Annotated in this window: 22 protein-coding genes; 7 read left to right on the top strand and 15 right to left on the bottom strand. The window is 62.3% G+C overall.

All coding sequences use genetic code 11. The features are described 5' to 3' along the window. Positions 1-505 precede the first annotated feature (505 nt). Positions 506-3,376, top strand: coding sequence for a ribonuclease E/G (locus tag H5P29_RS18335; RefSeq protein WP_067961821.1), 2,871 nt, complete (start codon positions 506-508; stop codon positions 3,374-3,376). A 165-nt stretch (positions 3,377-3,541) separates the two neighbouring features. After that, positions 3,542-4,003, top strand: coding sequence for a MucR family transcriptional regulator (locus H5P29_RS18330; RefSeq protein ID WP_067961820.1), 462 nt, complete (start codon positions 3,542-3,544; stop codon positions 4,001-4,003). Between the two features lie 61 nt (positions 4,004-4,064). On the opposite strand, the gene H5P29_RS18325 is transcribed toward H5P29_RS18330, so the two are convergent. Next, positions 4,065-4,352, bottom strand: coding sequence for a Dabb family protein (locus H5P29_RS18325; RefSeq protein WP_154384181.1), 288 nt, complete (start codon positions 4,350-4,352; stop codon positions 4,065-4,067). Positions 4,353-4,954: 602 nt separating this feature from the next. Here H5P29_RS18325 and H5P29_RS18320 point away from each other — a divergent pair. Then, the gene (locus H5P29_RS18320; RefSeq protein ID WP_067961817.1) at positions 4,955-6,211 is read left to right on the top strand and encodes a cyclopropane-fatty-acyl-phospholipid synthase family protein; all 1,257 of its coding nucleotides are present in this window, start codon (positions 4,955-4,957) and stop codon (positions 6,209-6,211) included. Positions 6,212-6,468: 257 nt separating this feature from the next. Beyond that, the gene (locus tag H5P29_RS18315) at positions 6,469-7,449 is read left to right on the top strand and encodes a glycerophosphodiester phosphodiesterase family protein (protein ID WP_154384180.1); all 981 of its coding nucleotides are present in this window, start codon (positions 6,469-6,471) and stop codon (positions 7,447-7,449) included. Positions 7,450-7,517: 68 nt separating this feature from the next. Here the strand turns inward: H5P29_RS18315 and H5P29_RS18310 are convergent, their stop codons facing one another. Continuing rightward, on the bottom strand, positions 7,518-9,494 hold the full coding sequence (locus H5P29_RS18310) for a bifunctional 2',3'-cyclic-nucleotide 2'-phosphodiesterase/3'-nucleotidase (RefSeq protein WP_154384179.1): 1,977 nt from the start codon (positions 9,492-9,494) through the stop codon (positions 7,518-7,520). 170 nt (positions 9,495-9,664) lie between these two features. After that, positions 9,665-10,138, bottom strand: coding sequence for an Lrp/AsnC family transcriptional regulator (locus H5P29_RS18305; protein WP_067961812.1), 474 nt, complete (start codon positions 10,136-10,138; stop codon positions 9,665-9,667). A gap of 154 nt (positions 10,139-10,292) precedes the next feature. Here H5P29_RS18305 and ald point away from each other — a divergent pair, with 154 nt between their 5' ends. Together ald and H5P29_RS18295 are read left to right on the top strand one after the other, a co-directional pair. After that, on the top strand, positions 10,293-11,408 hold the full coding sequence (gene ald, locus H5P29_RS18300; RefSeq protein ID WP_067961809.1) for an alanine dehydrogenase: 1,116 nt from the start codon (positions 10,293-10,295) through the stop codon (positions 11,406-11,408). Positions 11,409-11,853: 445 nt separating this feature from the next. Next, positions 11,854-13,167 (top strand): outer membrane protein, encoded by a 1,314-nt coding sequence (locus H5P29_RS18295; RefSeq protein WP_154384178.1) that lies wholly within the window; start codon positions 11,854-11,856, stop codon positions 13,165-13,167. 67 nt (positions 13,168-13,234) lie between these two features. On the opposite strand, the gene H5P29_RS18290 is transcribed toward H5P29_RS18295, so the two are convergent. The 7 genes from H5P29_RS18290 to H5P29_RS18260 all read right to left on the bottom strand — a co-directional run bounded on the left by H5P29_RS18290 (position 13,235) and on the right by H5P29_RS18260 (position 18,598). Further along, the gene (locus H5P29_RS18290) at positions 13,235-13,735 is read right to left on the bottom strand and encodes a DUF1203 domain-containing protein (RefSeq protein ID WP_154384177.1); all 501 of its coding nucleotides are present in this window, start codon (positions 13,733-13,735) and stop codon (positions 13,235-13,237) included. Between the two features lie 83 nt (positions 13,736-13,818). After that, on the bottom strand, positions 13,819-14,640 hold the full coding sequence (gene dapB / locus H5P29_RS18285; protein WP_067961805.1) for a 4-hydroxy-tetrahydrodipicolinate reductase: 822 nt from the start codon (positions 14,638-14,640) through the stop codon (positions 13,819-13,821). Positions 14,641-14,740: 100 nt separating this feature from the next. Next, positions 14,741-15,298: an OmpA family protein gene (locus H5P29_RS18280; protein WP_067961803.1), complete on the bottom strand. Its 558-nt coding sequence runs from the start codon at positions 15,296-15,298 to the stop codon at positions 14,741-14,743. A 91-nt stretch (positions 15,299-15,389) separates the two neighbouring features. Then, positions 15,390-15,953: a GNAT family N-acetyltransferase gene (locus H5P29_RS18275; protein WP_067961801.1), complete on the bottom strand. Its 564-nt coding sequence runs from the start codon at positions 15,951-15,953 to the stop codon at positions 15,390-15,392. A 2-nt stretch (positions 15,954-15,955) separates the two neighbouring features. Then, positions 15,956-16,807 (bottom strand): 3-mercaptopyruvate sulfurtransferase, encoded by an 852-nt coding sequence (gene sseA, locus H5P29_RS18270; RefSeq protein WP_067961799.1) that lies wholly within the window; start codon positions 16,805-16,807, stop codon positions 15,956-15,958. Between the two features lie 16 nt (positions 16,808-16,823). Next, positions 16,824-17,567 carry an alanyl-tRNA editing protein gene (locus tag H5P29_RS18265; protein ID WP_067961797.1) on the bottom strand — a complete coding sequence of 248 codons (744 nt, stop codon included), beginning with the start codon at positions 17,565-17,567 and terminating at the stop codon, positions 16,824-16,826. Beyond that, the gene (locus H5P29_RS18260; protein ID WP_154384176.1) at positions 17,567-18,598 is read right to left on the bottom strand and encodes a cysteine synthase A; all 1,032 of its coding nucleotides are present in this window, start codon (positions 18,596-18,598) and stop codon (positions 17,567-17,569) included. Before H5P29_RS18260 ends, H5P29_RS18265 begins: the two co-directional genes overlap by 1 nt. Before the next feature lie 217 nt (positions 18,599-18,815). On the opposite strand from H5P29_RS18260, the gene H5P29_RS18255 reads away from it, so the two are divergent. Further along, positions 18,816-19,637, top strand: coding sequence for an SDR family NAD(P)-dependent oxidoreductase (locus H5P29_RS18255; protein ID WP_067961793.1), 822 nt, complete (start codon positions 18,816-18,818; stop codon positions 19,635-19,637). On the opposite strand, the gene H5P29_RS18250 is transcribed toward H5P29_RS18255, so the two are convergent. The 5 genes from H5P29_RS18250 to cckA form a co-directional block, all read right to left on the bottom strand. Then, positions 19,610-20,839, bottom strand: a complete 1,230-nt coding sequence (locus H5P29_RS18250; protein ID WP_067961791.1) for an MFS transporter — start codon at positions 20,837-20,839, stop codon at positions 19,610-19,612. The two genes, H5P29_RS18255 and H5P29_RS18250, sit on opposite strands and share 28 nt — an antisense overlap. Before the next feature lie 104 nt (positions 20,840-20,943). Beyond that, the gene (locus H5P29_RS18245; protein WP_067961789.1) at positions 20,944-22,332 is read right to left on the bottom strand and encodes a DEAD/DEAH box helicase; all 1,389 of its coding nucleotides are present in this window, start codon (positions 22,330-22,332) and stop codon (positions 20,944-20,946) included. 336 nt (positions 22,333-22,668) lie between these two features. After that, complete coding sequence (locus H5P29_RS18240; protein WP_169808280.1) at positions 22,669-22,821, bottom strand: hypothetical protein; 153 nt, start codon at positions 22,819-22,821, stop codon at positions 22,669-22,671. Positions 22,822-23,033: 212 nt separating this feature from the next. Next, on the bottom strand, positions 23,034-23,780 hold the full coding sequence (gene deoD, locus H5P29_RS18235) for a purine-nucleoside phosphorylase (protein WP_067961787.1): 747 nt from the start codon (positions 23,778-23,780) through the stop codon (positions 23,034-23,036). Positions 23,781-23,881: 101 nt separating this feature from the next. After that, positions 23,882-26,482 carry a cell cycle histidine kinase CckA gene (gene cckA, locus H5P29_RS18230; protein WP_067961785.1) on the bottom strand — a complete coding sequence of 867 codons (2,601 nt, stop codon included), beginning with the start codon at positions 26,480-26,482 and terminating at the stop codon, positions 23,882-23,884. Positions 26,483-26,567: the final 85 nt, after the last annotated feature.

Genomic DNA, 26,567 nt, shown 5'->3' with positions numbered 1-26,567 from the left:
GCATCCGCCTTTGCCGGCATCGGAAATCAGGGTTGCGCTCAGTCTCGCCAAATCATAAAAGCGACATTGGATCACTGCAATCCAGGGCCCGCGCCCCCAGCGCCTTCCGCTAGGGAACCACGCGACGAGCGATGGCCCGGCTCGCAACAGAGACAGTTTCAGTGATCGCGACGAGATTCGCAGGCGCGGCCCGTGGCGGGGTAGCGACTGCGTTGGAAAAACGGCCCGGGCACCGTTCCGCGCCGGCTCTGTAAGAGCAAAGTAGCTGGTCCGGATTCCCGGGCTTCGATTTGAAACAAGGTTCCGCAAGGTCACGCATTGGCCACAGACGCAATCATGGACTGGTCCGCAGGTAACCGCGCCATCACGGCAGCGGGCGGCACCGCCATGGCGTTTTGGCTGCGACCGGCGGGCGCAAAATCATCCGGCACCCCCATTTCAGCGACCCCACGGCGGCGGACGAGTTCCCGCAGGCCGCAGCTGACGGCTGCCGGGAGGACAAATAATGCCCAACAAGATGCTGATAGACGCCTCCCACCCGGAGGAAACACGGGTTGTCGTAGTTCGCGGTAACCGTATTGAAGAATTTGATTTCGAATCACAGGACAAGAAGCAGCTCAAAGGAAACATCTACCTCGCCCGTGTAACGCGGGTTGAGCCGTCTCTCCAGGCTGCCTTTGTCGAGTATGGCGGAAACCGTCACGGCTTCCTCGCCTTCAGCGAAATCCATCCCGACTATTACCAGATCCCGGTTGCCGATCGGCAGGCGCTGCTGCGCGCCGAGGCAGAAGAAGCCGAGGACGAGGACGACGAAAACAACGACGGCGACGAGAGCAAGAGCCAGGATCGTAACCGTGGCCGCCGCAGGCGCCGCGGCGGCAAGAACCGTGACCGCAACGACGAGAACAAGCCGGAGGGTTCGGGCGACGACGACAGCGCGTCTTCCGAGGACGATGGCGATTCGATCGCCGCAAGCGATGCTTCGGACGCCAATGGTGACGAGCACGCCACAGAGACGTCCAGCGATGAAGGCAATGGCGGTTCCGACGAGCGCGAACCGACGTCGATCGCCGCATCGGTCGATGCCGACGTCGTGTCCGAGCGGGCTCCTGAGCCGACGGTCACCGAAAACGAAAACGGCGGCGTGATCGAGGAAGTGCATTCGACCCATCACGACGATCACGAGATCGAATCGGTCGGCGCCGAAGACGCACTCGAAGAGGTGCGCAACCGCCGCAAGCCGGTTCGCCGTCACTACAAAATCCAGGAAGTCATCAAGCGCCGCCAGATCCTGCTGGTCCAGGTGGTCAAGGAAGAGCGCGGCAACAAGGGCGCTGCTCTCACGACCTACCTGTCGCTCGCCGGCCGCTACTCGGTGCTGATGCCCAACACGGCACGCGGCGGCGGCATTTCGCGCAAGATCACCAACGCCCAGGACCGCAAGCGTCTGAAGGAGGTCGTTGCCGATCTCGAAGTGCCGAAGGGCATGGGCGTCATCCTGCGCACCGCAGGTGAAAGCCGCACCAAGGCCGAGATCAAGCGCGACTACGAGTACCTGATGCGCCTGTGGGAGAACGTCCGCAGCCTGACGCTGCAGTCGACGGCCCCGGCACTGGTCTATGAGGAGGGCAGCCTGATCAAGCGATCGGTGCGCGACCTCTACAACAAGGACATCGACGAGGTTCTGGTCGCCGGCGAAGACGGCTATCGAGAGGCCAAGGACTTCATGCGCATGCTGATGCCCAGCCATGCCAAGGTCGTCCAGCCTTACCGCGACATTACGCCGATCTTCGTACGCAGCGGCATCGAATCGCAGCTCGAACGTATGGTCCAGCCGCAGGTGACGCTGAAGTCGGGCGGCTACATCATCATCAACCAGACCGAAGCGCTGGTTGCCATCGACGTCAACTCCGGGCGCTCCACCAAGGAGCACTCGATCGAGGAAACCGCCCTTCACACCAACCTTGAAGCCGCCGAGGAAGTCGCGCGCCAGCTCAGGCTGCGCGATCTCGCCGGCCTGATCGTCATCGACTTCATCGACATGGAGGAGAACCGCAACAACCGTGCGGTCGAAAAGAAGCTCAAGGACTGCCTGAAGAACGACCGCGCCCGCATCCAGGTCGGCCGCATCTCGCATTTCGGCCTGATGGAGATGTCGCGCCAGCGCATCCGCGCCAGCGTGCTGGAATCGACGATGAAGCCCTGCCCGCATTGCGGCGGAACCGGTCATGTCCGTTCGGACTCGTCGGTGGCACTCCAGGTTGTGCGCGCGATCGAAGAGTTCCTGCTCAAGGACTCGCGCAGCCACATCACGGTCAAGACGCCGGTTGCGACCGCGCTCTACGTGCTCAACCACAAGCGCTCGACGCTGGTCGATCTCGAAAACCGCTTCGGTGTGACCGTCACACTCGAGGCCGATGACAGCGTCGGTTCGCAGAACCACGCCATCTTCCGCGGTGCCATTGCCGAGAAGCCGGCAAACTTCGCCCTGCCCGTCGCAGCTCCGGCCTATGAAGAGCCAGAGGAAATCGAAGACGAGATCGTCGAAGAGGAAGCAGAGACCGTCGTCGTCGAGGCGCAGCCCGCCCGCGCGCCGCAGCCGGCTGCGGCCGAAGGCGGCGAGCAGCACGACCGCAAGCGGCGCAAGCGCCGGCGTCGCCGTGGCGGCCGCGACCGTGACCGCGAGCATGGCGCTCCTCAGGAAGGTGCCGTCGTCGCTGGCGAGGCCAACGAAGCCGAAGATGGCGAAGAGGACGTCGCCGCTGAAGCCGTTGTGTCCGAGGAAGCCAGTGAAATCGCCGCTGTCGACGCAACCGCTGCCGAAGATGCCGCCGCCAAGAAGCGCCGTCGCGGCAAGCGTGGCGGTAAGCGTAACCGCAAGGAAGACGACGAGCAGTCGGCGGAAGGCAGCGAACAGGTCGCAGGCGACGAAGGCGCCGCTGCCGAAACCGTTGCCAGCGAAGTCGTGACGGCGGAAGTGGCGGTGGTCGAGGTTGCCGCTGAAGAGCCGGAGGCCGTCATCGAAGCCAAGCCGAAGAAGGCGCCGCGCCGCTCGGCAAAGGCCAAGAAGGCTGAGGCCGAAGCAGCAGCCGCTGAAGCGCCCGCCGCCGAAGTCGTTGCCGAGGCTGCAGCGCCGGAAGCTGAAACGAAGCCCGGAAAGAAGGCGGCAAAGCCGCGTGCGCCACGTCGCAAGGCTGCCGCAGCCCCAGCCGAGGATGAGGTCGTCTCCGAAGCCCCCAGCACTGAACCCCCTGCCGCGGCTGCAATCGCGCCTGCGACGCCTGTCGTCACCTCGGTCGTCGAGACCGAAGAAGCTGCCGCTGGCGAAGCCAAGCCGAAAAAAGGCGGCTGGTGGCAGCGCAAGGGCTTTTTCTAATCTTCGATTTTTCCGACATTAAAGACCCCGGCCAGCATTCGCTGGCCGGGGTCTTCAATTTGTGAGATTATTTTGCTTGCCGTCCGACACCATTTGCACCGATATACGGCTCAGCAAATGGTTAGACTCATATTTTGCTTTTAATACTGCCCGGAGAGACGGCCGATGACGAGTGATAGCAAGATCGACATCCTAGGACTGACTGCCCATATCGTCAGCGCCTATGTAGAGAACAACAAGGTTCCTGCAACTGGCCTGCCAGAGTTGATCGCCAGCATCAACGCCTCGATCCTGTCGCTCGATCAGCCCGCCGAAGAACCTGTCGAAGCCCAGCAGCCGGCGGTGAACCCGAAGCGCTCGGTTCACCCCGACTACATCGTCTGCCTGGAGGACGGAAAGAAGTTCAAGTCGCTCAAGCGCCATCTCTCGGTTCATTTCGGGCTGACACCCGAAGAATATCGCGCCAAGTGGGGCCTGCCGGCCGATTATCCGATGGTCGCGCCGAACTATGCCGCCGCGCGCTCTCAGCTCGCAAGGTCGCTGGGCCTCGGACGAAAGGCAGCTGCCGCGTCCTCGAAGGCAGCGGCAGCACCTGCCAAGACACGCGGCCGCGCCAAAAAGGCATAATTTCCTGAGATTCAGTTACGCGCTTCGGGCTTCCCGGAGCGCGTTTTTTGTTGCGCGGCTTTTATGCGGCGACCACGTCCGCCGAAAAACGCAGTTCGCGCATCGGACGCACGCGCTGCGTCGTCCGGTCATAGATCGGATCTGCCTTGTACGCGTCCAGCGCTGCCTGGTCGGCAAACTCGGCATAGACGACGATGTCGATCTCGTCGGAATACCAGTCGACCTTGGTGTTGACCGTCACTTCGAAGACCGTCGAGTGCGGAATGCTGCCAAGCGCCGACAATTCCTCGCGGATCATCTCGACGTCCTGTTTCTGCCGCGCACTGAAAAACACGATGTGCCGGATCAAGCCGCGACTCCTTCTGCTGCTTTCGCTGGCGCCTTTTGGGTCGGCTTTCGGCCCGCGTCAATCGGGCAAAAGGCAGCAGCAGAGATCGGGCAGCAGATCCGTCAGTCCGTGACCATCCTGACGATGCGATGCACTTCGCGCACGGCTTTGGCGGTCGCGTCGCCATGGTTGTAGAGCATGTCCCAGATCAGGAACAAGGCGACGCACATGATCGCGATGACGTAGCGAATTTGATGTCCTCCCCTGAGCGGCGCAGCAGCCTGGGAAACGATATGCGCCGTCGGCTCACCTTAGAGCATTAGCGCACTCTAATAACAAAGGAAATCGACGCTGCACGGGATTGCATCAGGGCAATCCCGGAGGGCTCCCCTCTGGCATATCAGCGCTTGCCAGATGTCACTTGAAGTTGGAGATTTTGACGGTGAAGATCACGACAGATTCACCGCAGCGCGCAGAAGTCTTGGCGGGTCCACGCCAAGTCGATCGCGAGCTGACCGGAGATGCGTCCGGCGGCGCGTCCCCGATCAGATGAGTGAGCGGTGCACTGGCTTGGAGCAACGCGCCCGACACGCCGAACCGGGCAGCAACATTGGGACGTCGAGATGGCCCAGCGGAACTCGGACGGTTTCACGAATCAGGGCGTGACAAAGCTTCACGAGGGCAATGTCGCGGACTTTGCCAGAGGTTTGCCGGCGCGCGTGCGCATGACGCTGTCTGCAGCACTGCACCTGCCGCGCGGTTCGCTCAAGGTGAAGATGCCTGACGGACGCAGCATCCTGGTCGGCGGCAAGGCACCCGGACCCGAGGCGGAGATTGTCCTGCACAATTGGAAGCTGCCATCGCGCGCCTTCAGCGGCGGCACGATCGGGGTCGCGGAATCCTACATCGACGGCGACTGGGACAGCCCCGACGTGACCAGCTTCCTAGAGCTGTTCGTGATCAACAGCGAAGCCGGCGAAGGTGTCGCCGGCGGCGCCAACTGGCTGCTGACCACCATCCAGCGCATTCGTCACTGGTTGAACGACAACACCCGCACCGGCTCGAAGAAGAACATTTCCGCGCACTACGACCTCGGCAACGCCTTTTACAGCCAGTGGCTCGACCCGAGCATGACATACTCGTCGGGGCTTTTTGCCACCGGCGCCAATGATCTTGCCGGCGCGCAGACCGAAAAGTACCGGGCGCTGGCGCGCGACACCGGTATCGGCCCGAATGACCATGTGCTGGAGATCGGCTGCGGCTGGGGCGGCTTCGCCGAGTTTGCGGCGCGCGAGATCGGCTGCAAGGTGACCGGGCTCACGATCAGCCGCGAGCAGTTCGACTTTGCCCAGAAGCGCATCCACAATGCCGGGCTTGCCGACAAGGTCGAGCTCAAGCTGCAGGATTATCGCGACGAGACCGGCCGCTACGACCGCATCGCATCGATCGAGATGTTCGAGGCCGTCGGCGAAAAATACTGGCCGGCCTTCTTTGCCAAGATGAAGCAGTGCCTGCCCTCGGGCGGCACGGCGGGCCTGCAGATCATCACCATCAATGAGGCGGCCTATCCCGTGTACCGGAAGCGGCCGGATTTCATCCAGCGCTACGTCTTTCCCGGCGGCATGCTGCCGACGCCGACGCTGCTCAAGTCGCTCGGCACCGAGCACGGCCTCGACTATCTGCGCGAGCGCGTCTTTCCGCAGGATTATGCCCGTACCCTCGCCGAATGGCGCACCCGCTTCTGGTCGTCCTGGGAGCGCATCGTGCCGCTCGGCTTCGACGATCGCTTCAAGAAGCTCTGGGAGTTTTATCTCCATTATTGCGAGGCAGGCTTCCGCGCCGAGTATATCGACGTCAGGCAAGTGGTCTACAAGGCCTAGGCGCGTTAAGCTGAACAGGACAAGGGGCGGAGACCGGTGCTCTTCGCCCCCGCCCCCGTCTCGATTTGACTAGGCCTGACCTGCGCAAGAATCAGCGACATTCTTCCTGCTTGTAATCTTCGATCTCGGCACATCCAAGGCCGCAACTCCCGATGAATTCTTGAAATAGTCTTCAATTTGCGCATTTCCGCCGTGAAAATGCCTGCTCGCTCCTCTGTATCATTGTCTCGGTCGGGGCAACGGAGGGACAACCTGGCATGCGCAAGCGCAATATTATCTTGCTTCTGGTCGTTACGGCCGCTGGAGCCGTCTATCTCAACAACACGTCGCTGCTCTCGGACCGAGCCGCCGGAAAGCCCGTGGTGCTGGCCCATCGCGGGCTGGCGCAGGAATATGATCGTACCGGACTGACCAAGGACACCTGCACTGCCGAGCGCATGCTTCCGCCTCGGCACGACTATCTCGAAAACACCGTACGTTCGATGGACGCAGCCTTCAGGCGTGGCGCCGACGTGCTGGAACTCGACGTGCACCCCACCACCGACGGCAAGTTCGCGGTCTTCCACGACTGGACCGTAGATTGCCGCACCGAAGGCAACGGCGAGACGCGCAGCCATTCGATGGCGGATCTCAAGAAGCTCGATGTCGGCTATGGCTACACCGCCGACGGTGGCAAGACGTATCCCTTTCGTGGCCAGGGTGTCGGCCTGATGCCATCGCTCGACGAAGTGATGGAGCGGTTCCCCGATCGGCGCTTCCACCTCAACGTCAAAAGCAACGACGCCAAGGAGGGTGAGGCATTGGCGGCCTTCCTGTCGGCCCTGCCCAGGGAACGCCAGGCCGCCCTGACCATCGTTGGTGGCGACAGGCCGTTGCAGGCGGTCAAGGCCGCCCTGCCCGACATGCGGACCCTCAGCAAAAACTCGCTGACCCGCTGCCTGCTACGCTACGCGGGGCTCGGCTGGAGCGGCTACGTGCCGGAAGACTGCCGCGGCACGACACTTGGCGTACCGATCAACTTCGCACCGTGGCTGTGGGGCTGGCCGGACCGCTTCCTCGACCGGATGGAAAGTGCCGGCACCAACGTCTACCTGTTCGGCCCTTATCACGGCGGCGGCTTCTCCGATGGCATCGATGATCCCGCCATCATCGAAACGCTACCAGCCGGCTATTCGGGCGGCATTTCGACCGACGCACTCGAGCTGGTCATGCCGGCACTCGAACGCCGGAGCAACTGACCAACCTTTGCGCAGATGAAAGGGCGGCCGGATTGCTCCAGCCGCCCTCCCCAATCAGGTTCCTAATCTCAGAGCGTGATGCGGTATTTGGCAAAACCCTCTGCGCCGTCGCCCGCCGGCTCGATCTTGACCGCCTTGACCTCTGATATGTGGTCCTTGGCCTTGGGGCCGGTCTCGAAGATTACCGAGGCCCCCGCAACCGGCGCGAACGACCAGTTGGAGTCGGCAGACGGATTGATCGTGCCCTGGTCGACGATGTAGCGCACGATCACGTCGCGGTTGGTGTCGGGTGCCTCGAAGACAAGCTTCGACGCGTTGATCTCGGGGAAGTTGCCGCCGCCGCCGGCGCGATAGTTGTTCGACGCCACAACGAATTTCGCTGCGGGATCGATCGGCTTGCCCTCGAACATCAGATCGACGATGCGATTGGAGTTCGCATCCAGGACCACACCCTTCGGATCGTATTTCGGCGGCTGCGCCAGGTCGATTCTGTAGGTCACGCCGTCAATGACGTCGAAATTGTAGGACGGGAAGTCTGGATTGATCAGCACCTGGTCGGCCTTGCCAGGCTCGATCCTGTTGAAGATGCCGGCCGACATTTCCAGCCACTCCTTGACCTGGGCGCCGGTCACCGCAACCGCCTGCACCGTGTTGGGATAGAGGTAGAGGTCGGCGACGTTCTTGATCGCGACGGCGCCGGCCGGGACATCGGTGTAATACTCCGGCCCGCCACGTCCGCCCGACTTGAAGGGTGCCGCGGCCGAGAGCACCGGCAGGTCCTTGTGCTCGGTGTCCTTGAGCATGTCCTTGATGTACCAGATCTGCGCCTGGCTCACGATCTGGACCGAAGGATCGTCGGCAACCAGGGCGAAATAGGAATAGAGCGGCGCCGACGTCTTGCCCACGGGCGTGCGCACATAGGCGAGTGTCGCCTCATGCTCCTCCTTCGCGGCAGCCTCGACCGCGGCCTTGCTCTCGACCGTCGGCACCACCTTCTTGTCGACACGCTTGGAGATCGGACGCGCCTCGCTGGTCGAGCTGACCACCTTCCAGCTGTTGCTGTCGCGTTCCAGCAAAAGGTCGATCAGGCCAAGATGCGAGCCCCAGAAGCCGCCCATCACGCCCGGCTTGCCGTTGATCGTGCCCTTGGCGTTATCGAGCCCCTCGACCTTGTCGAATTTTGGTCCGGGGAAATCGAGATGGCTGTGGCCGGTGACGATCGCATCTATGCCATCGACGCCGGCCAGCAGGATGGAGGCGTTTTCGAGATTTTCGGCTGCCTGCGGCGTGCCCATGCCGGAGTGCGAGAGCGCGATGACGATGTCGGCGCCCTGCTCGCGGATCTCGGGCACCCAGGCCTGGGCTGCCTTGACGATATCGCGGGTCATCGCCTTGCCGTGCAAATGGCGCGAATCCCAGGTCATCACCTGGGGCGGCACGAAGCCGATCAGGCCGATGCGGATCGGATGCTCCGCACCCGAGCCATCCTTCACCTTTTTGTCGAGGATCACATAGGGCTTGAGGAACAACTCGTCCTTGGTCGCGTCTGCGGCGAGCGCGCCCTTTGTCAGGTTGGAGCAGACGACGGGGAAGTTCGCGCCGGCGAGCACCTTGAACATGTAGTCGAGGCCGTAGTTGAACTCGTGGTTGCCCAGCGTCGAGCAATCATAGCCCAGCGTGTTCATCGCCTTGATGATCGGATGGACGTCGCCATCCTTCATGCCGCGCTGATAAGCCATGTAGTCGCCCATCGGGTTGCCCTGCAGGAAATCGCCATTGTCGACCAGGATCGAGTTGGCGGCTTCAGCGCGGATGGCGTCGATGATCGAAGCGGTGCGGGCAACGCCCATCGTGTCGTTCGGCTTGTCGGCATAGTAGTCATAGGGAAACACGTGGACATGCAGATCGGTGGTTTCCATGATGCGGAGATGCGCCTGATTTGCCTGGGCGCGTGCCGAAAAGGGATGGAGCATCACAAGTGCACCCGCTGCAGCCGATCCCGCCAGGAAAGAACGACGAGATACAGGTTGATTCACGTTGGACATTTTCATTCTCCAGGAAATGAACTGACAGTATTTAGCCGGCGTCCCAAAGATCAAATGTCGCGCCAAAATTCACGCGAGTCCAGCCGACTCGTATGACACCCTCGCGACATTACTCGGGGAATGGATTGGTCCAGCGCGATGCCGCCCATTTCGGCCTGGTTTGTTTCTGCTCAGAGCAGATCCGGCCTTATTCCCATAACGGTGCGATCGACGATCTCGCGCAGGGCGAAGGATGAATTGATCTTGGTGACGTGCGGCATCGCCGACAGCCATTCCTTGTGGATGCGCTCGTAGTCGGGCAGATCACGGGCGGCAATGCGCAGGATGTAGTCGTATTCGCCCGACATGAGATGGCAGGACAGGACGTTGGGGCAGCGCTTCACCGCGACCTCGAAGTCCGAAAGCGTCTTCTCGAACTGGCCCGACAGCGAGATATGCACGATGACGGTCATCTGGTGACCCAGCGCGACATTCGAAAGCCGGGCGTGGTAGCCGCTGATGATGCCCGATTTCTCCAGGTTGTCGAGCCGGCGCGAGCAGGCCGATTGCGACAGCCCGATCTTTTCGGCCAATGCCGCATTGGGCATCCGCCCATCCTTCTGCAGCGCGTCCAGAATGGCGATATCGATCCTGTCCAACGGCATTCTTCGAATTTCCTTCGATAATACAGAGGATATGCGCAAAAATTACCGAACGCCCCATGGTAGCGCAACCGTTTTCGCAAACATATTCGAAACGATTCGTGATTGACTTCGTCATCGGGAGAGAAGGCCAAAATGGCTGCGGAGGAGCAGGAAGATGCGCGTAGGTTGTCCCAAGGAAATCAAGAATCATGAGTACCGTGTCGGGCTGACGCCCGGTTCGGTTCGCGAATATGTCGCCCACGGCCACGAGGTTCTGGTCGAGACCGGCGCCGGCTCAGGCATCGGCGCCGACGACAATGCGTACCGCGCGGCCGGCGCCCAGATCGCCAAGACCGCCGAGGAGGTGTTCACCCGCTCCGACATGATCGTGAAAGTCAAGGAGCCGCAGCCCAAGGAATGGGCGCAACTGCGAGACGGCCAGATTCTCTATACCTACCTGCATCTTGCGCCCGATCCCGAACAGACAAAGGGGCTCGTCGCCTCGGGCGTGACTGCCGTCGCCTATGAGACGGTGACCGACGATCGCGGCGGCCTGCCGCTGCTGGCGCCGATGTCCGAAGTTGCCGGTCGCCTGGCGATCCAGGCGGGGGCCACCGCGCTACAGAAGGCCCATGGCGGCCGTGGCGTTTTGCTCGGCGGTGTGCCGGGTGTGCTGCCTGGCAAGGTCGCAGTCATCGGCGGCGGCGTCGTCGGCCTGCATGCGGCGCGCATGGCCGCCGGGCTCGGCGCCGACGTCAGCATCATCGACCGCTCGATCCCGCGCCTTCGGCAGCTCGACGACCTGTTCGCCGGCCGTGTACACACGCGCTACTCGACAGTCGAGGCGCTCGAGGAAGAGTGTTTCTCGGCAGATCTCATCATCGGCGCTGTGCTTATCCCCGGCGCTGCCGCGCCCAAGCTGGTCAGCCGTGAAATGCTGTCGGGCATGAAGAAGGGTGCGGTGCTCGTTGATGTCGCCATCGACCAGGGCGGCTGCTTCGAGACTTCGCACGCCACCACCCATGCCGACCCGACCTACGAAGTCGATGGCATCATCCACTATTGCGTCGCCAACATGCCGGGTGCTGTGCCGGTCACCTCGGCGCATGCGCTCAACAACGCAACGCTGCATTACGGCCTAGCGCTCGCCGACCGCGGCCTGAAAGCGCTCGCCGACGAGCCGCATTTGCGCAACGGCCTCAATGTCCACCGCGGTCGGATCACCAATCGCGCGGTCGCCGAAGCGCTCGGCTATGAGATGACGGAAGCAAAGTCGGCACTGGCCGCCTGATTCTCTTTGGAGTTGCGATCAAGCGCCCGCCGCAGCGATGCGGCGGGCATTTTCTTGTCTGTCGATCCCTCGCCGGCTCGGCTTCGGCAAGATACTACCAAAAATAGTTTGCGCTTCGGCACGGATTTGCCCACCCGTGACATCTTAGCTGCATCAAACGCAACGCAGGCGTGCCATGACTGCATGGGGTTGCGACATTGGGCGTGGGCAAGACCTTCGAAATGCTTCCCCCCCGGGCAATCGGGGCAGTTGCGATGGCACGTCGGCAGATTCCGCTGAAGAGCAGCAGGATTTGCCGCCAAGCCATTGGTGCTTGAGGATATTTCGTGGTCCAGACGTTCATGCCGGGAAGCTAAATTGCCTGCGAGTGTGACATTTTAGTTGCACCGTAAGCAACCTAGGCGTGCTAGCAAGGCGACATTGGGTAAGGTTGGGGTAGTAAATTATGAAATTTGGCAAGACTTTGCAGGCGCTGTTGCTTGGCGCTGTGTCGGCTGTTGCGATCAACTCGGCAGCCCTTGCGGCTGATTCAGTCGCGGAAGCGCCAGCGGCAGGCTTCAACTGGAGCGGTCTCTATGTCGGCTTCGGTGGTGGCGTCGGTGCGGTCAAGCACGGCCTGGAAATTGCAAATCCGAACGGTCCGGAAACCATGGGCCTGCCTGACCTCGGTGGCGGCGGCGTCTTTGGCGAAGTGACCGTCGGCTATGACTACATGGTGTCGGACCGGTTCCTGCTCGGCGCATTTGCCGATGGCCATTTCGGCAATATCGGCCTTTCGCTCGAGGCTGCCGGCGGCTTTGCCGACGCAACACTCAACAACACCTACGGCTTCGATGTCGCAGCTCGCGCAGGCTATCTTCTGACGCCGACGACGCTCGGCTATGTCCTCGGCGGATACAGCTGGCAGCAGTTCAAGCTCGACGGCACGATCGTCGGCACGCCTTTCGAGTTCGACGAAAGCCGAAGCGGCTATGTGCTCGGCGTCGGCCTCGAAACAGTGGTCAGCGGCAACTGGACCCTCAAGTCAGAATATCGCTACGCCAACTATGGCAATGACACCGTCGTCGACCTGGGCGGCACCGGCCTGCTCAACGTCGCACCGACCACCCACACGTTCCATGTCGGCGCCAACTACCGCTTCGGCGGTCAGAATGGCGGCGGCACGTCCTTTGCAGCGCCCGCCTATAGCTGGACCGGCTTTTACGTCGGCGGCGCGCTCGGCGCAGGCGCCATTACCGATGAGATCAACCTTGGCGGCGGTGCGGCCTCGTTCAATGGCATCGGCGGCGAAGGCGCCTTCGGCGAGCTGAGCGTCGGTTACGACCACGAACTGAACGGCAACTGGGTTGTCGGCATCATGGTCGACGGTCGTTATTCAGGGATGAGCACGCAACTGTTTGATGCTTCGGCATTGGGCGGCCCGAAGCTCGAAGGCAAAGCCGACTACGGTTTCGACATATTGGCCCGAGTTGGCGCCAAGGTGAACGAATCGACCCTGGCATATGTGATCGGTGGCTATAGTTGGCAGCACGTCACAGAAGACAGGCTTGATGGCGCCGATGTCACCGAGTTTGATTGGAGCGTTGGCGGCTTCTCGGTCGGTGGCGGCCTCGAAACGGCTGTGACCAACAACATGTCCGTCAACCTCGAGTATCGCTACTCGAAGTTTGAAGGCCAGGACTACGACAGCGGCGGCATGTGGGAAACGGTTCCCGCCTTCCACACCGTCCGCGTCGGTGCGAAGTACAAGTTCAACTGAGACCGTTTCAGGCAAACGGCCCCAACCCGCCGCAGCGATGCGGCGGGTTTTTTTGTTTGCGGTTCAGTTAGATAGCAACGCCGTTTGATTTGCCTTCTTGGTCCAGTTCGATCCGGCACTGGTAGCAATTGTTCTTTGCCGAGCGCATGTGCACGTAGGCCACTTCGGGTCGCTGGAGCAGCATTTCGGCGCGCTCACGGATTTCGGGCGTCGGCGTCACCGCCCCCGTGCCATAGACGATACGATCGTCGGCGCTGTAACCGCGCAGAATGTAGTCCTTGGTTCGGGTAAACAGTTCAGGCAATTCTGCCGCTTCTGGCGCGCGCGGGCATTCATCGGCATGCAGAAAGATCGGCCCGGTTTCGGCATAAGGCTGAACTGCCGGAAACGGCCTGTAGGCAAGAATGAGATAACCCTCGCCGGCACCGACATTGGTCAGGCAATGGCGGCACGGCACGCCGTCGCCATCGGAGACCCTGCGCTCCGGTGTCATGCCATAGGCGTCAGGCCCGCCCTGCTGGAGTGCCCGCACCGCCTCTGTGGGCAGGCCATGGAAAATGATGCTCATAACGACAATCCTCGTTGATCGATTGTCGCAAGCTATGGCGAGCGCAGGCATGCGCCCACCCGATTTCCTGCACCACCTGTTTCCTAAACAGACAGCGTTTCGTCCATCAGCGCGTCGAGCACCCTGACCAGGCCGGTGAATTCGCGCACCCGACGAACGGCAAGCAGGGTGCCGGCGACGTATGGCACTGCCGAGGTGCCGGCATCGTGGCGAATGGTCAGTCGCTCCTCAGGCAGACCGAAAACGGCTTCGCAGGACAGCTGATAGGATGGCAGGCGCAGTGAATGGACCTGTACCGCCGTACCCTCGCCCAGCTTGGCGCCACGGGCTTCCGGATGCCCGTAAACTTCCGAGGTCGGCAAGGCCGTCGGCGCACCGCGAATCTCGGACAGCGTCTCGGCCAGCTCGAGCGCGGTGCCAGAGGGGGCGTCGGCCTTTCTTGCGCTGGCATAGTCGATGATTTCGACGTCGGGCACATATTGCGCCGCCATCAGCGCAAACTTCTTCATCAGGGTCGCGGTGATCGAATAGTTGCCGGCGGCAACGACACCGACGTTGTTGGCGCGGGCCGCCGCGTTGATCTCGCGGTAATCAGCAGCCCTCAGTCCTGATGTGCCGATGACGACATGGCAGCCGCGCGAAATGGCGAGCATGGCATGGTCGCGCACGGCAACCGGCTTGGTGTAGTCGACGACGACATCGCAGGGCGCGGCCAGGGCCTCGGCAAGCGTGGCACTGATCCTCTGGCCGCTCGGCTGACCACCTGTCGCCACGCCAACGTCGTGGCCGGCAGCCCTGCGTGCAACTGCGCCGACAAGCCGCATGTCGCCTTGCCCCTCTATTGCCGGGACAAGCGCCTTGCCAACCCAGCCGGTGGCACCGGCCATCACCACTCTGATCGTCATCTTTTACCTCCAATTTGGTATACTGTATACTACGATGGAGGACGCAAATAAAGCCCGGCTCTCGCAAGCCGGGCTTGTTAGCGCTGGAAATCGCTCGATTCTAGCGGATGAACGCGTCGTAGCGGCGCAGCGTGACGCGGCGGTTGCGCCAGTTCTCGTTCTGGGTCGGCACCAGCAGGAACTCCTCGCCATAACCCACGGTTTCCAGCGCATAGCGAGGGATGCCGAACTCGCGCACAAGGGTCTGCTTCAGCGAGGCGGCACGGCGCTCCGACAAGGCCTGGTTCGACGAAAACGAGCCGACGGCATCGGTATGGCCTTCGATCAGCACACGCGCATCCGGGTCGCGGCGCAGGATGCGGTCCAGAGCGTTGGCGATGTTCTCGACCTTGCCATATTGCGAATAGGGCACCTCGGCCGAGCCGAAGGCGAAATTGATCGACTGGATGTCGATCGACGGCGCCATGCGGCGCAGGTCGGGCCGGCGCTTGAATTCACGAACGGTGACGCGCTGGTTGGGCCTGAGCTTCATTGTAGGTGCGGCCTGAAGCTGGCGCTCGATCTGCGACGCCGAAGGCGTCGTCGCCTGCGCGGCAGCGAGCGAAGGCGCGGCAAGCACGGCGATCAGCGCTGCGGCAAGCGTACGGCGGTTCAACATCCTCATTCTCCTTGCATATTTGTTGCGTGGAAAATGCCAGAACCGACATGAAGCAGCGATGAACGGGCGGTTCAGGCTGGGTTGTGCGCCATTACGGCCGCATCACGCTTGCCGAACGTTCGGCAAAGCTCATGGTGCGAACCGTTTCGGTTTTCTGAGCAACTGGCGAAAAACCCATCTTCTGGTAGAGCGGCAAGGCCGCGGGATGGTCGAGGGTGCAGGTCTGAACCGTCACCTTGTGCGGCCTGTAGGTCCACGCCGCTGCGATCGCAGCCCCCAGGAACCAGCGGCCGATACCCTGCCCGGTGGCGTGTTCCATCATGCCGAAATAGGCGAGTTCAACCTCTTCGGGCAGATGCGGCTTGATGTCCATGAAGCCCGCCGGCGCGCCATCGAGATAAAGCACCCTGATGTCGCGGTCCTCGCGATGCAGACCGGCGGCAAGTTCTTCGTCATTGAGCCTCAGGCTGTTGACCCAATGCCATTTGCGGCCGACGCGGTCGGCGAGATAGCGGTAGTAGTGCAGCGGAATGTCACGCGTCCTCAGAAGCGCGATCTGGCGATTGACCGGCAGCGGCGGCGTGTAAACAGGTGGCGTGTGCATTTCCAGAAAGGTGACCGTCACCTCGATGTTCTCGCTGCGGTCGACGGCCATGCTCATGCTTTCCCCGTCACGACAGGCGTGTCGGACATGCCGCCCCATTCGGTCCAGGAACCATCGTAAAGCCTGACGTCGCCGTGCCCGAGCGACTGAAGCGCAAGCGTGATGACGGCAGCGGTAACGCCCGAACCACAGGAGGTGACGACAGGCTTCGTGAGATCGAGCCCCGCCGCCTCGAGCGTTGCCTTCAGCCGGTCGAGCGGCAGAAGCTCGCCATTCTCCGACAACGTCACCGACGGCACGCTGTGCGCACCCGGCATGTGGCCGGAGCGCAGGCCAGGACGCGGTTCTGGATCGGTGCCCTCGAAGCGTCCGGCAGAACGCGCGTCGGCGATCTGGGCACTGCCCGTGTCGACGATCTTGCGCATCTCGGCCAGCGAAACGACCTTCGAAGCGTCATAGTCGACGTGGAACACGCCGGGCGCGGTCTTGGTCGGCTCGGCGGTCACCGGTCTACCAGCCGCCTTCCAGCGGTCGAAGCCACCGTCGAGAATGTAGACCTGGAACACGCCCATGATCCGGAACATCCACCAGACCCGCGGTGCCGTCTGGAACCCCGGGCCGTCATAGATGACGATGGTGTCGTCCGCTGAAATCCCCATCGAGCCTGCGAAACGTGCAAACAGAGAGGGTGACGGCAGCGTGTGCGGCAGTGCAGAATCCGGATCGACGATCAGGTCCTGGTCAAAGAACACCGCACCCGGGATGTGGGCGGCGTCATATTCGGCGCGCGGGTCGCGTTTCTGCGCCGGCATGTACCAGGAAGCGTCGACGATCGACAGGCCGGGCGTACCTAGCCGCATTTCCAGCCAGTCCGCATCGATGACGAAGGCGCTCTTGTCACTCATGGCAACGTCTCCAGGTTCAATTGGCAGGCATCGCGCCGAAGCGGATGCGGAAGCGGCGGTTTTCCCGCCCCTTCTTTTCGATCTTGCCGATATGGATCTCGCCGATTTCGGCAGTGCTGGCGACATGGGTTCCGCCGCAGGGCTGGCTGTCGACCGAGGCATTGTCGCCGATGCAGACGAGCCTGATCTTGCCGGTGCCGGATGGCGGGCGCACATTCTTGGACTTTACCAACGTCGGATTGGCGGCAAGCTCGGCGTCGGAAATCCAGCTGGTGTAGATCGGATGGTTGGCGCGGACGAGCTCCATCAACCTGGCGGTCACATCTTCCCTCGTGAAGCCGGCGTCGGGGATGTCGAAATCGACGCGCGAATCCTCCTCGCTGACCGACGCTCCGGTGATCGGGTACGGACAGACCACCGTCAACAGATGGCAGGCCGCGTGCATGCGCATCAACAGAAGCCGCCGCGGCCAGTCGATCGCCAGTCTCAACCGCTCGCCAACCTCGGGTACTCCCTGTTCCAGAGCGGGCACATGGATGATCTCGTCCTTGCTTTCACCCGTGATCGTGGCCTCCACAGCGATCCGGCTGCCGTCCTCGCGCACCAGGATGCCGGTGTCGCCGGGCTGGCCGCCCGAGGTCGCATAGAAGATCGTCCGGTCGAGGATAATGCCGCCGCGCTCATTGACGCCGACGACACTGGCCTCGGTCTCGCGGAGATAAGAATCCTCGCGAAACACCGCCTCGGTCGAAAATGCCATCACGCCACCTGCTCGAACGGCACCGAAATGCTGGGCTCGGTCTCCATCCAATCGGGCACAGGCAGGCTCTTGCTACGCAGGAAATCAGGGTTGAACAGCTTGGACTGGTAGCGCGTGCCGAAATCGGCAAGGACCGTCACGATGGTGTGCCCAGGGCCGAGCTGTCTTGCCAGCCGGATCGCGCCGGCAATGTTGATGCCGGTCGAGCCGCCAACGCAGATACCCTCTTCCTGGATCAGCTCGAAGACGATCGGCAATGCTTCCTCATCGGGGATTTGGTACGAAAAATCCGGTGTAAAATCTTCCAGATTGGCGGTGATCCGGCCCTGGCCGATGCCTTCGGTGATCGAACTGCCTTCGGCTTTCAATTCGCCCGAAGTGTAGTAGCTGTAGAGCGCAGCACCCAAGGGATCGGCGATGGCGATCTTCACGGCAGCACTCTTTGCCTTCAGCCCGATCGCTACGCCCGCAAGCGTGCCGCCGGTGCCGACGGCCGAAACGAAACCGTCAACCTTGCCGCCGGTCTGCTGCCAGATTTCCTCGGCCGTGGTGCGGATATGGCCTTCGCGGTTGGCGACGTTATCGAACTGATTGGCCCAGATGGCGCCGTTCGGCTCGGTTTTCGCCAGTTGCTCGGCCAGGCGACCGGAAACCTTCACGTAGTTGTTCGGGTTCTTGTAGGGAACGGCCGGAACCTCGATCAGCTCGGCACCGAGCAGGCGAAGCGCATCCTTCTTTTCCTGGCTCTGCGTGTCGGGAATGACGATCACAGTGCGGTAGCCGAGCGCCTTGGCAACGACGGTCAGGCCGATGCCGGTATTGCCGGCCGTGCCTTCGACGATGACACCGCCGGGCCGCAGCAGCCCGCGTTTTTCGGCGTCGCGGATGATGAACAGGCCGGCGCGATCCTTGACCGATTGCCCCGGGTTCATGAACTCGGCCTTGCCGAGTATCTCGCAGCCGGTTTCCTCCGAGGCCCGCTTGAGCCGGATGAGAGGCGTATTGCCGATGGCATCGATCACCGAGCGCATGAAGATTCCTTCCTAATTCGCCTGAGAACCCTAGAAATGTGAGCTCGCGCTTTCAAGGGATGAAATTCTCTGGACCAGTCGCATCCCGACGTCAACGCGCGCAAGCCCCCTCCCTGACCAGTCAAGGCACCATCATCACGGTGCTTCCTAAAACAGCCTTTCCATATGCATGCCGCCCGGCTAGAGCTACGCAATAGCTACTGCCCAGAGGTTAGAAGTGAGCACATACCGGGCCGACCCGGAACACGGGGTCGCGTGGATTACCGGCGGCAGCACCGGTATTGGCCGCAGCGTGGCCCGCTTGTTGGCAAAACAAGGCTACACGGTTGCCGTCACCGTCCGGGCCAACGACCCGCTCGATACTCTGATCGAGGAAACACGCGGCATGGCCGGAAAGGTGCTGGCCTTTCCCTCCGACGTCACCGACGAGGCTGGAATGGCTGCCGCCGTCGCCGCCATCGAAGCGCAGGCCGGGCCGATCGTGCTCGCGATCTTCAATGCCGGGTCCTACATGCCGGTAACCGGCGAAAACCTGCGCATGGAAGCCTTCCGCCAGAGTTTCGCCGTCAACGTCTTCGGCGTCATCAACGGCCTGGTTCCTGTGATCGAGCGGATGCGCAATCGTGGCCGCGGACATATCGTCTTCATGGGCTCGATCAGTTGTTATTTCGGCTGGCCGACGACGGCCGCCTACGGCGCCACAAAGGCAGCCGTCAACATCATCGCCGAAGCGCTGAAGTTCGACTTCGACAAGATGAACATCCGCACCCAGGTGATGAACCCCGGTTTCATCGACACGCCGCTGACCGAAAAGAGCGCCTATTACATGCCTGCGATGATGCCGGTCGAGGCGGCCGCCGAACGGGTCTGCAAGGCGATACGCAAGAGCGGTTTCGAGGTCACCTTCCCACGCCGCCTGACATGGGCAATGAAGCTGTTGTTCCTGCTGCCGCGACCATTGCGCGAAATGGCGCTGCGCGTTGCCACCCGCTGGAAGATGGAGCCCTTGATCTATCTCAGGCGCTCGAGCTTCGACTGATCCTCGACCACGACCTCGGGCTTTGCGTCACGTGCCCAGAGGTAGATGACGATCGCCGCCCCCAACATCAGCACATAGAACCAGAACAGCGCCGAATAGGCTGCCGTCGGCTGACCCGGCAGCAGATTGGCGGTGACCACTGCGCCTGTCGCGAATTGCATCAGTCCCACGCCGCCGATGGAGAAGAAGTTCATCAGCGTTACGCCCCGCCCGATCAGGTGCGGCGGCAGGAATGCGCGCGCATGCGCCATCAGCAGGCCGTAGGCACCACCAGACACGCCGATGATCACGAAGATGAGCGTGACGGTGGTGACGTCGGTGACGACGTTCAGCGCGAGATAGAGGATCGCCATGAGGCCGATGGTGTTGCCGATGACAGCCACCCACTTGCGGGTGCGGAACATCGTGTCGAGCGGGCCATAGACAAAGGCGCCGGCGACCATGGCGAGCGCCATGAAGAACGTCACCTGCCCGATCAGCAGCGCGTCGGCGCCGTAGACATCGACGAGATAGGGACCGGACCAGAGCCCCCTGATGCCGGTCGTCGGCGCATAATTGATCGCGGTTAGTGGGATGATCGGCCAAAGGACACGCATTCGCAGCAGTTCGAGATAACCGCCGAAACCGATATTGCCCTCTTTCATGTCCTCCGGCGATTTCGGATCACGCACGGCGACCAGCACGGCAAGTGCCGCGGCAATGGTAATGACACCCAGCCCGGCCATAACCGGTCGCCAGCCGAACGCCTCCGCAGCCTGCGCCAGCGGGGCGGCGCCAATGACGTTTCCGGCGGTGCCAAAAGCGACCATCCACGAGGCGAGCACGGCAAAGCGGGCAGTGGAGAAAGTGCGCGCAAATATGAACAGCGATGACATGAGCACCGGCGCGCAACCGATGCCGATCAGCGCCATGGCCGCCGTGACCAACCAGGGAGCAGTTGCCAAGGCAAAGACAAAGGCGCCACCCCCGCCGCCGAGCAAGAGCAGTGTCGAAGCGGTGCGGCGCGGGCCAAACCGGTCGAGTGACACCCCGATGAAAAATTGCGCCAGGGCAAAGGTGATGAAGAAGGCGCCGGAGGCGACGGAGAGTTGCGCCTTGGTGGCACCGAGCTCGGCGGTGAGTGCCGGGGTCAGCACCGCCAGGAAGGAGCGATAGAACTGGGACAGCACATAAGCGATTGCGAGCGTCGCTATTCCGGCCATTCCGTCCCCTCAAACGAAAGGGCGGCCGAAGCACCGCCCCGACCGCCCTAACCTATTCATACAATGCAGCAAATGGACCAGTCAGGCCCGATCTGCTGCACAGATCACGCTGCGCGCGTGTTCGGCTTGCGCGCACCGAAGCGGCGCTTGCCGCCCTTGGGCGCAGCACCCTTCGGAGCGCCGCCAGGCTTGCGGTCGCCGCCGCCATGGCCGCCCTTGGGCTTGCCGCCATTGTTGCCACGCGGGCGCTGACCGCTGGGTCGACGCTCGTCGCGCTCGCCGCGGTCGTTGGCCGGCGTGAAGCCGCGCGGTTCGCCAGCCGGACGCACCGGATCAGGTTCGCCGAGGTGATCGGCGTCGATGGTCAGCTTCATGCGGATGATGCGCTCGACCTGACGCAGCTTGGAGTTTTCCGAAGGATCAACCAGCGTGACCGCGATGCCATTGGCACCGTTGCGGCCAGTACGACCGATACGGTGGACGTAGCTTTCGGCTTCATCAGGCAGATCGAAGTTCACGACGTGGCTGATACCCGGCACGTCGATACCGCGTGCCGCGATATCGGTGGCGACCAGAATGCGAACCTTGCCGGCGCGGAAACCGTTCAGTGCAGCCTGACGTGCGTTCTGCGACTTGTTGCCGTGGATGACGGCGGCGGGGAAACCGTCGCGGTCCAGATCCTTCACGACGCGGTCGGCGCCATGCTTGGTGCGGGCAAAGACCAGAACCGAAGTCATGGCCTCGTCGGCGAGCATCTTTGCCAGGATCTGGCGCTTCTGCTTGGTGCGGGCGAGGATGATGCTCTGGCGGATCTCGGCGGCGGTGGTGCTCTGCGGGGCAACCTCGACGCGGATCGGATCCTTGAGCAGGCCCTGGGCGAGTTCGGCGATCTCCTGAGGCATGGTTGCCGAAAACAGGGCTGTCTGACGGTTGCGCGACGTTGCCTTGGCGATGCGCTTGACGTCATTGATGAAGCCCATGTCGAGCATGCGGTCGGCCTCGTCGAGGACAAGCCATTCGGTGTCGGCCAGAACGAGGTCGCCTTCGCGGACGAGGTCGGTCAGGCGGCCCGGCGTGGCAATCAGCACGTCGACGCCCGGCGCGATCTTCTTGACCTGCGAGAAACGCGACACGCCGCCGAGGACCAGCGCGGTCGAGACGTGCGCGCCCTTGGCGAGCACCTTGATGGTGTCTTCGATCTGCACGGCGAGTTCACGCGTCGGCGCAAGGATCAGCGCACGCGCCGTCTTGGGTCGACGCTTGGTGCCGAGCGCCATGATCTTGGACAGGATCGGCAGCGAGAAGGCCGCAGTCTTGCCTGAACCAGTCTGGGCGATGCCGAGGATGTCGCGGCCAGCCAGCTGCGCCGGGATCGACTCGATCTGGATCGGCTTCGGCTCGTTGAACCCGGCCAACTGGGTCGCCTTGAGCAGCGCGCCGGTAATGCCGAGTTTGGCGAAGCCGTTCAGCTCCGCATTGTTTTCATTCGTCAATATCTTCTTCTTTCGTGCGACGGCTATTCCGCCACAAACAACAATGGCGGCAGGGCGCAACCTGCCGGCCTAAATCTCTCGTGAAACGACAAGGCGGCGGACGACTGTCCGCTCGGCTGCGCTGTCGTGCCCGCTGGCCTCATGCCGCGGGTCTATTCCGCCGCCTGCCGTTACCGGCAAGGGTGAAAACAGACGCAACCAGTCTCTCTAGTGAGAAAGCCGTAAGCCCGGCCCAAGCGCCTATGACGCCGCATATGGATGATTTGGGAGGAAAATGCAAGCCGCCAATGCTGCATCGCAACATTCCAGCTTGGCAGCGTAATGCCGGCTCCGGCCTCACGCGTTGGCGACAACTTCGTTGAGCGCGTCCAGATCGACGTAGAAAATCCGGGTAATGGCGATGATCAGCTCGTCCCCCAGATATCCATATGACTTCAGGATGCTGACCGCGGTGAGTATGTCGACCGGCTCGGTCAGACGCCTCTTCATGCTTTCCTCGACAAACTGTTCCAACTGGCTGTTCCCTTGTCGATTGCCCAGACGCAACGAACACAGACCAGAACGCTCGATAAGAGGTATGGATCGCAGCTTGCGCGGAACTTGCCGGCACCGCCGGACAACCACTCATCGATCGGGAACGCGGGAAACGGTCGACTCACAAGGCCATCATCAGGTTAGCACAGCCGCATATCCATGCTACCTCAGGGACGATCAGGCTCCGCCTCGACCCTTGATGTGCCGATCGCAACGTCGAGGGCAAGCCGGACCATGTCGGAGAACAGCTCCTGGCGCTCGGACGCATCCGTATCCTCGCCATTGACGAGGCTGTCGACAACCGTGCAGATCGACAGCGCCTTGGCTCTGAAGCGCGCGGCGATCGTGTACAGCGCGTTTGTCTCCATATCGACCGCCAGCGCGCCATGGGCACGCACTCCGGCAAAACGCCCGAGCACATCGGGATGATAAAACACGTCGCTCGAGGCCGTCTGGCCGACATAATGGATGATGCCCATTTCGACTGCCCGCCGGGCAGCCCGGCACAACAGCTCGAAGTCGGCGCTCGGCGCGTAGTCGTAGACACCGAAAAGCTGGCGATTGATGGCGCTGTCGCTGCTCGACGATTGTGAAATGACCAGACTGCGCAGCTTGACGTGGTCGGCTAGGCTGCCGCAGGTGCCGACGCGGATCAGTGTCCGTGCGCCATAGGTTTCAAGCAGTTCATGAGCATAGATGGCGAGCGAAGGCGCACCCATACCTGTCGTGTGCAGGCTGATTGGACTGCCGCGATAGCGGCCGGTATAGGCGAGTGCGCCACGCACCCGGTTTATGCAGCGGACATCCTCAAGGAAGGTGGCAGCGATCCATTCGGTACGCTGGGGATCGCCCGGCAGTAGAACGGTTTCGGCGTAGTCGCCTCGTTTCGCCTCATTATGCGGCGTAGTCTGCATCTGTCACCCCCGACGACGCTTCCCCGCATGATGGCATGATCAGCACATACGGGAAAGCTAATAGAAAGTCGGGCAGGACTGACACTGGCTGTACACGATGCCTAGCCTTCTAGCACCTCTTTGACGACGGTCGCCAGTTGCTTGAGAGAGAACGGCTTGGGCAGGAAGCCGAACTGCGCATCCGCCGGCAGGTTCTTGGCAAAGGCGTCTTCGGCATAACCTGATACAAATACGAAGCGGATGTCGGGCTGACGCTTGCGCAGTTCGCCAAGCAGTGTCGGCCCGTCCATCTCGGGCATCACCACGTCCGAGACGACGATGTCGATCTGGCCCTTGAGCTCGTCGAAAATCTCGAGCGCCTCGACGCCCGACGACGCCTCATGCACGGTGTAGCCGCGCGACGTCAGCGCCCTCACCCCGCCCATGCGCACGGCATCCTCGTCCTCGACCAGAAGAACGGTTGCCGAACCGGAAAGGTCCTTGGCGCCATTGGCCTGTGCTGCTTCCGGCTGTTTCGGGGCCGCAGTCACGGCAATCTCGCCGTCCGCCTTTGGCTCCTCGACCGGCATTGGCTTGGCGACATGGCGCGGCAGGAAGATGCGGAACACGGTTCCCTTGCCGACCTCGGAATCGCAGTAGATGAAACCGCCGGTCTGCTTGATGATGCCGTAGACCATCGACAGGCCCAGGCCGGTGCCCTTGCCGACTTCCTTGGTGGTGAAGAACGGCTCGAAAATCTTCTTCAGAACCTCGGGCGCGATGCCGCTGCCGGTGTCCTCGACCTCGACCACGACATAGTCGGCAGGCACCATCTCACGATAGCCATAGGCCTTGCACTCGTCGGCAGGCACGTTCTTGGTGCGGATCATCAGGTCGCCGCCGTCGGGCATCGCGTCGCGCGCATTGACGGCGAGGTTAACCACCACCTGCTCGAACTGGCCGATATCGGCGCGGACCGGCCACAGATCGCGGCCATGATCGATCTTGAGTTTGATGCTGTTGCCGACCAGGCGCGCCACCAGCGTGCGCAGGTCGGCGAGCACGTCGGTAAGGCTCAGCACTTCGGGGCGCAGCGTCTGCTTGCGCGAGAACGCCAGCAGTTGCCTGACCAGAGAAGCGGCGCGGTTGGCATTCTGCTTGATGTTCATGATGTCGGGGAAAGACGGATCCGACGGACGATGGTTGGTCAGCAACAGGTCCGACGCCATGATGATGGCGGTAAGCACGTTGTTGAAGTCATGCGCAATGCCGCCGGCGAGTTGTCCCACCGCCTGCATCTTCTGGCTCTGCGCCATCTGGTTTTCGAGCGCTTTCTGCTCGGTGGTCTCGACCGCATAGACGATCGCCGCCTCTTCGGCGCCCTCGGCATCCGATCCGTCGGCAACCGCATTGACGTAGAAGCGCATATGGCGCTCCTCATTGTCGGGCATCACGGTGTCGATGGGCGCAATATCGGCCTGCCGCTGATGAGCCTTCTCGAGAGCGGCCGCGAAAGCCGCTCGGTCGCGATCGTGGATGACGGTGTCGAGACGGACCTTGCGGTCGACGGCATCCCGATCGACGACAGACGAAAACAGCGACAGGAACGGTGCATTGGTGCGCAGAATGCGGCCATTGTGATCAACGCCGGCGATCGCCATCGGCGTCGAATTGAAGAAGCGCGTGAAGCGCACCTCCGAAGCACGCAATTGTGCGGAAGAGTCCTCGCCCTGGGTGCGATTAAGCACAATCGTGCGCGTCGGCCCGTTGACGCCTTCGCGGCTTGCCGAGACGCGGTGCATGAATCGCACCGGCAAGGCCTCGCCCGCGATGGTCGCAAGATCGAGATCGATGACGGCGTTGCGCGTGGTTCCCGGATCGGCCTTGACCGAGCGGACTAGCGCCATGCCGTCGCCGGCGACGACCTCGTCGAGCGTGACGGCGCCGGGCGTGAAGCTTGCCAGGTCGATGCCCAGCCATTCGGCCAGCGTCGCGTTGACATAGGTGATGCGGCCGTCCTGGTCGGCCGAGAAGAACCCTGCCGGGGCATGGTCGAGGTGATCGATGGCCTGCTGCAGATCGAGAAAGAAGCGCTCCTGCTCGGCTCTTTCTGGAGAAATATCGGCCAGTTGCCAGGCGTTTAGCGGCTGGCGCTGGCTGGGTACCGTGAAAGCGCGTGCCCGCACGCGGTACCAGCGCGCGCCGGGAGCTGCACCTGGGCGAATGGATTGTGCGAGGCGGAACTCGCCATCGTTGGCCTCGCCGTCACGCAGGCCGGACGCGAGCTGCGAGATCGTCGATGACGCTTCGGGCACGTCCGACAGCAGGCCCTCGACAGTCTTCAGGTCCGTGGCGGTCGTAGCCCCGGTCATATCGGCATAAGCGCGGTTGGCGTAGACGACGCGGCCCTTGGCGTCGGTAAGCACCAGGCCTTGCGACATCGAGTCGACAAATGCCTTGGAAAGCCCGTCGGCCGGCGAACGCGGTGCGATCTGGACGAAGCCGATGGCGGTCGCGAAGAGGTAGCCGACGCCGACCATCGCAAGCACGCCGAGCATGCCCATCAGGAACGGGTCGCCGAGCCTCTCGCGAAAGATGCCGAAGACGATTGCCGCCACCGTCAACACGACGATAAAGATGATCAGCCGGGTGATGGCATCGGGGCGCGCTGCCTGATCCACAATCGGAACCGGATAGAAGTCGTTGCGCGTTTCCTTGGCCATGCCCCTGCGAGTCTCTCCGGCTCCTTCGTACTGGAGCGGTTGAATCACATTCTCCTTACCGGGAAAAGGCCTAGCCACAAAAAGG

The sequence above is a fragment of the Aminobacter sp. MDW-2 genome (assembly GCF_014250155.1).
In the GTDB taxonomy this organism is placed as follows: domain Bacteria; phylum Pseudomonadota; class Alphaproteobacteria; order Rhizobiales; family Rhizobiaceae; genus Aminobacter; species Aminobacter ciceronei.
Note: the sequence above shows the minus strand (reverse complement) of the source record. Positions and strands in the feature narration are given on the sequence as shown.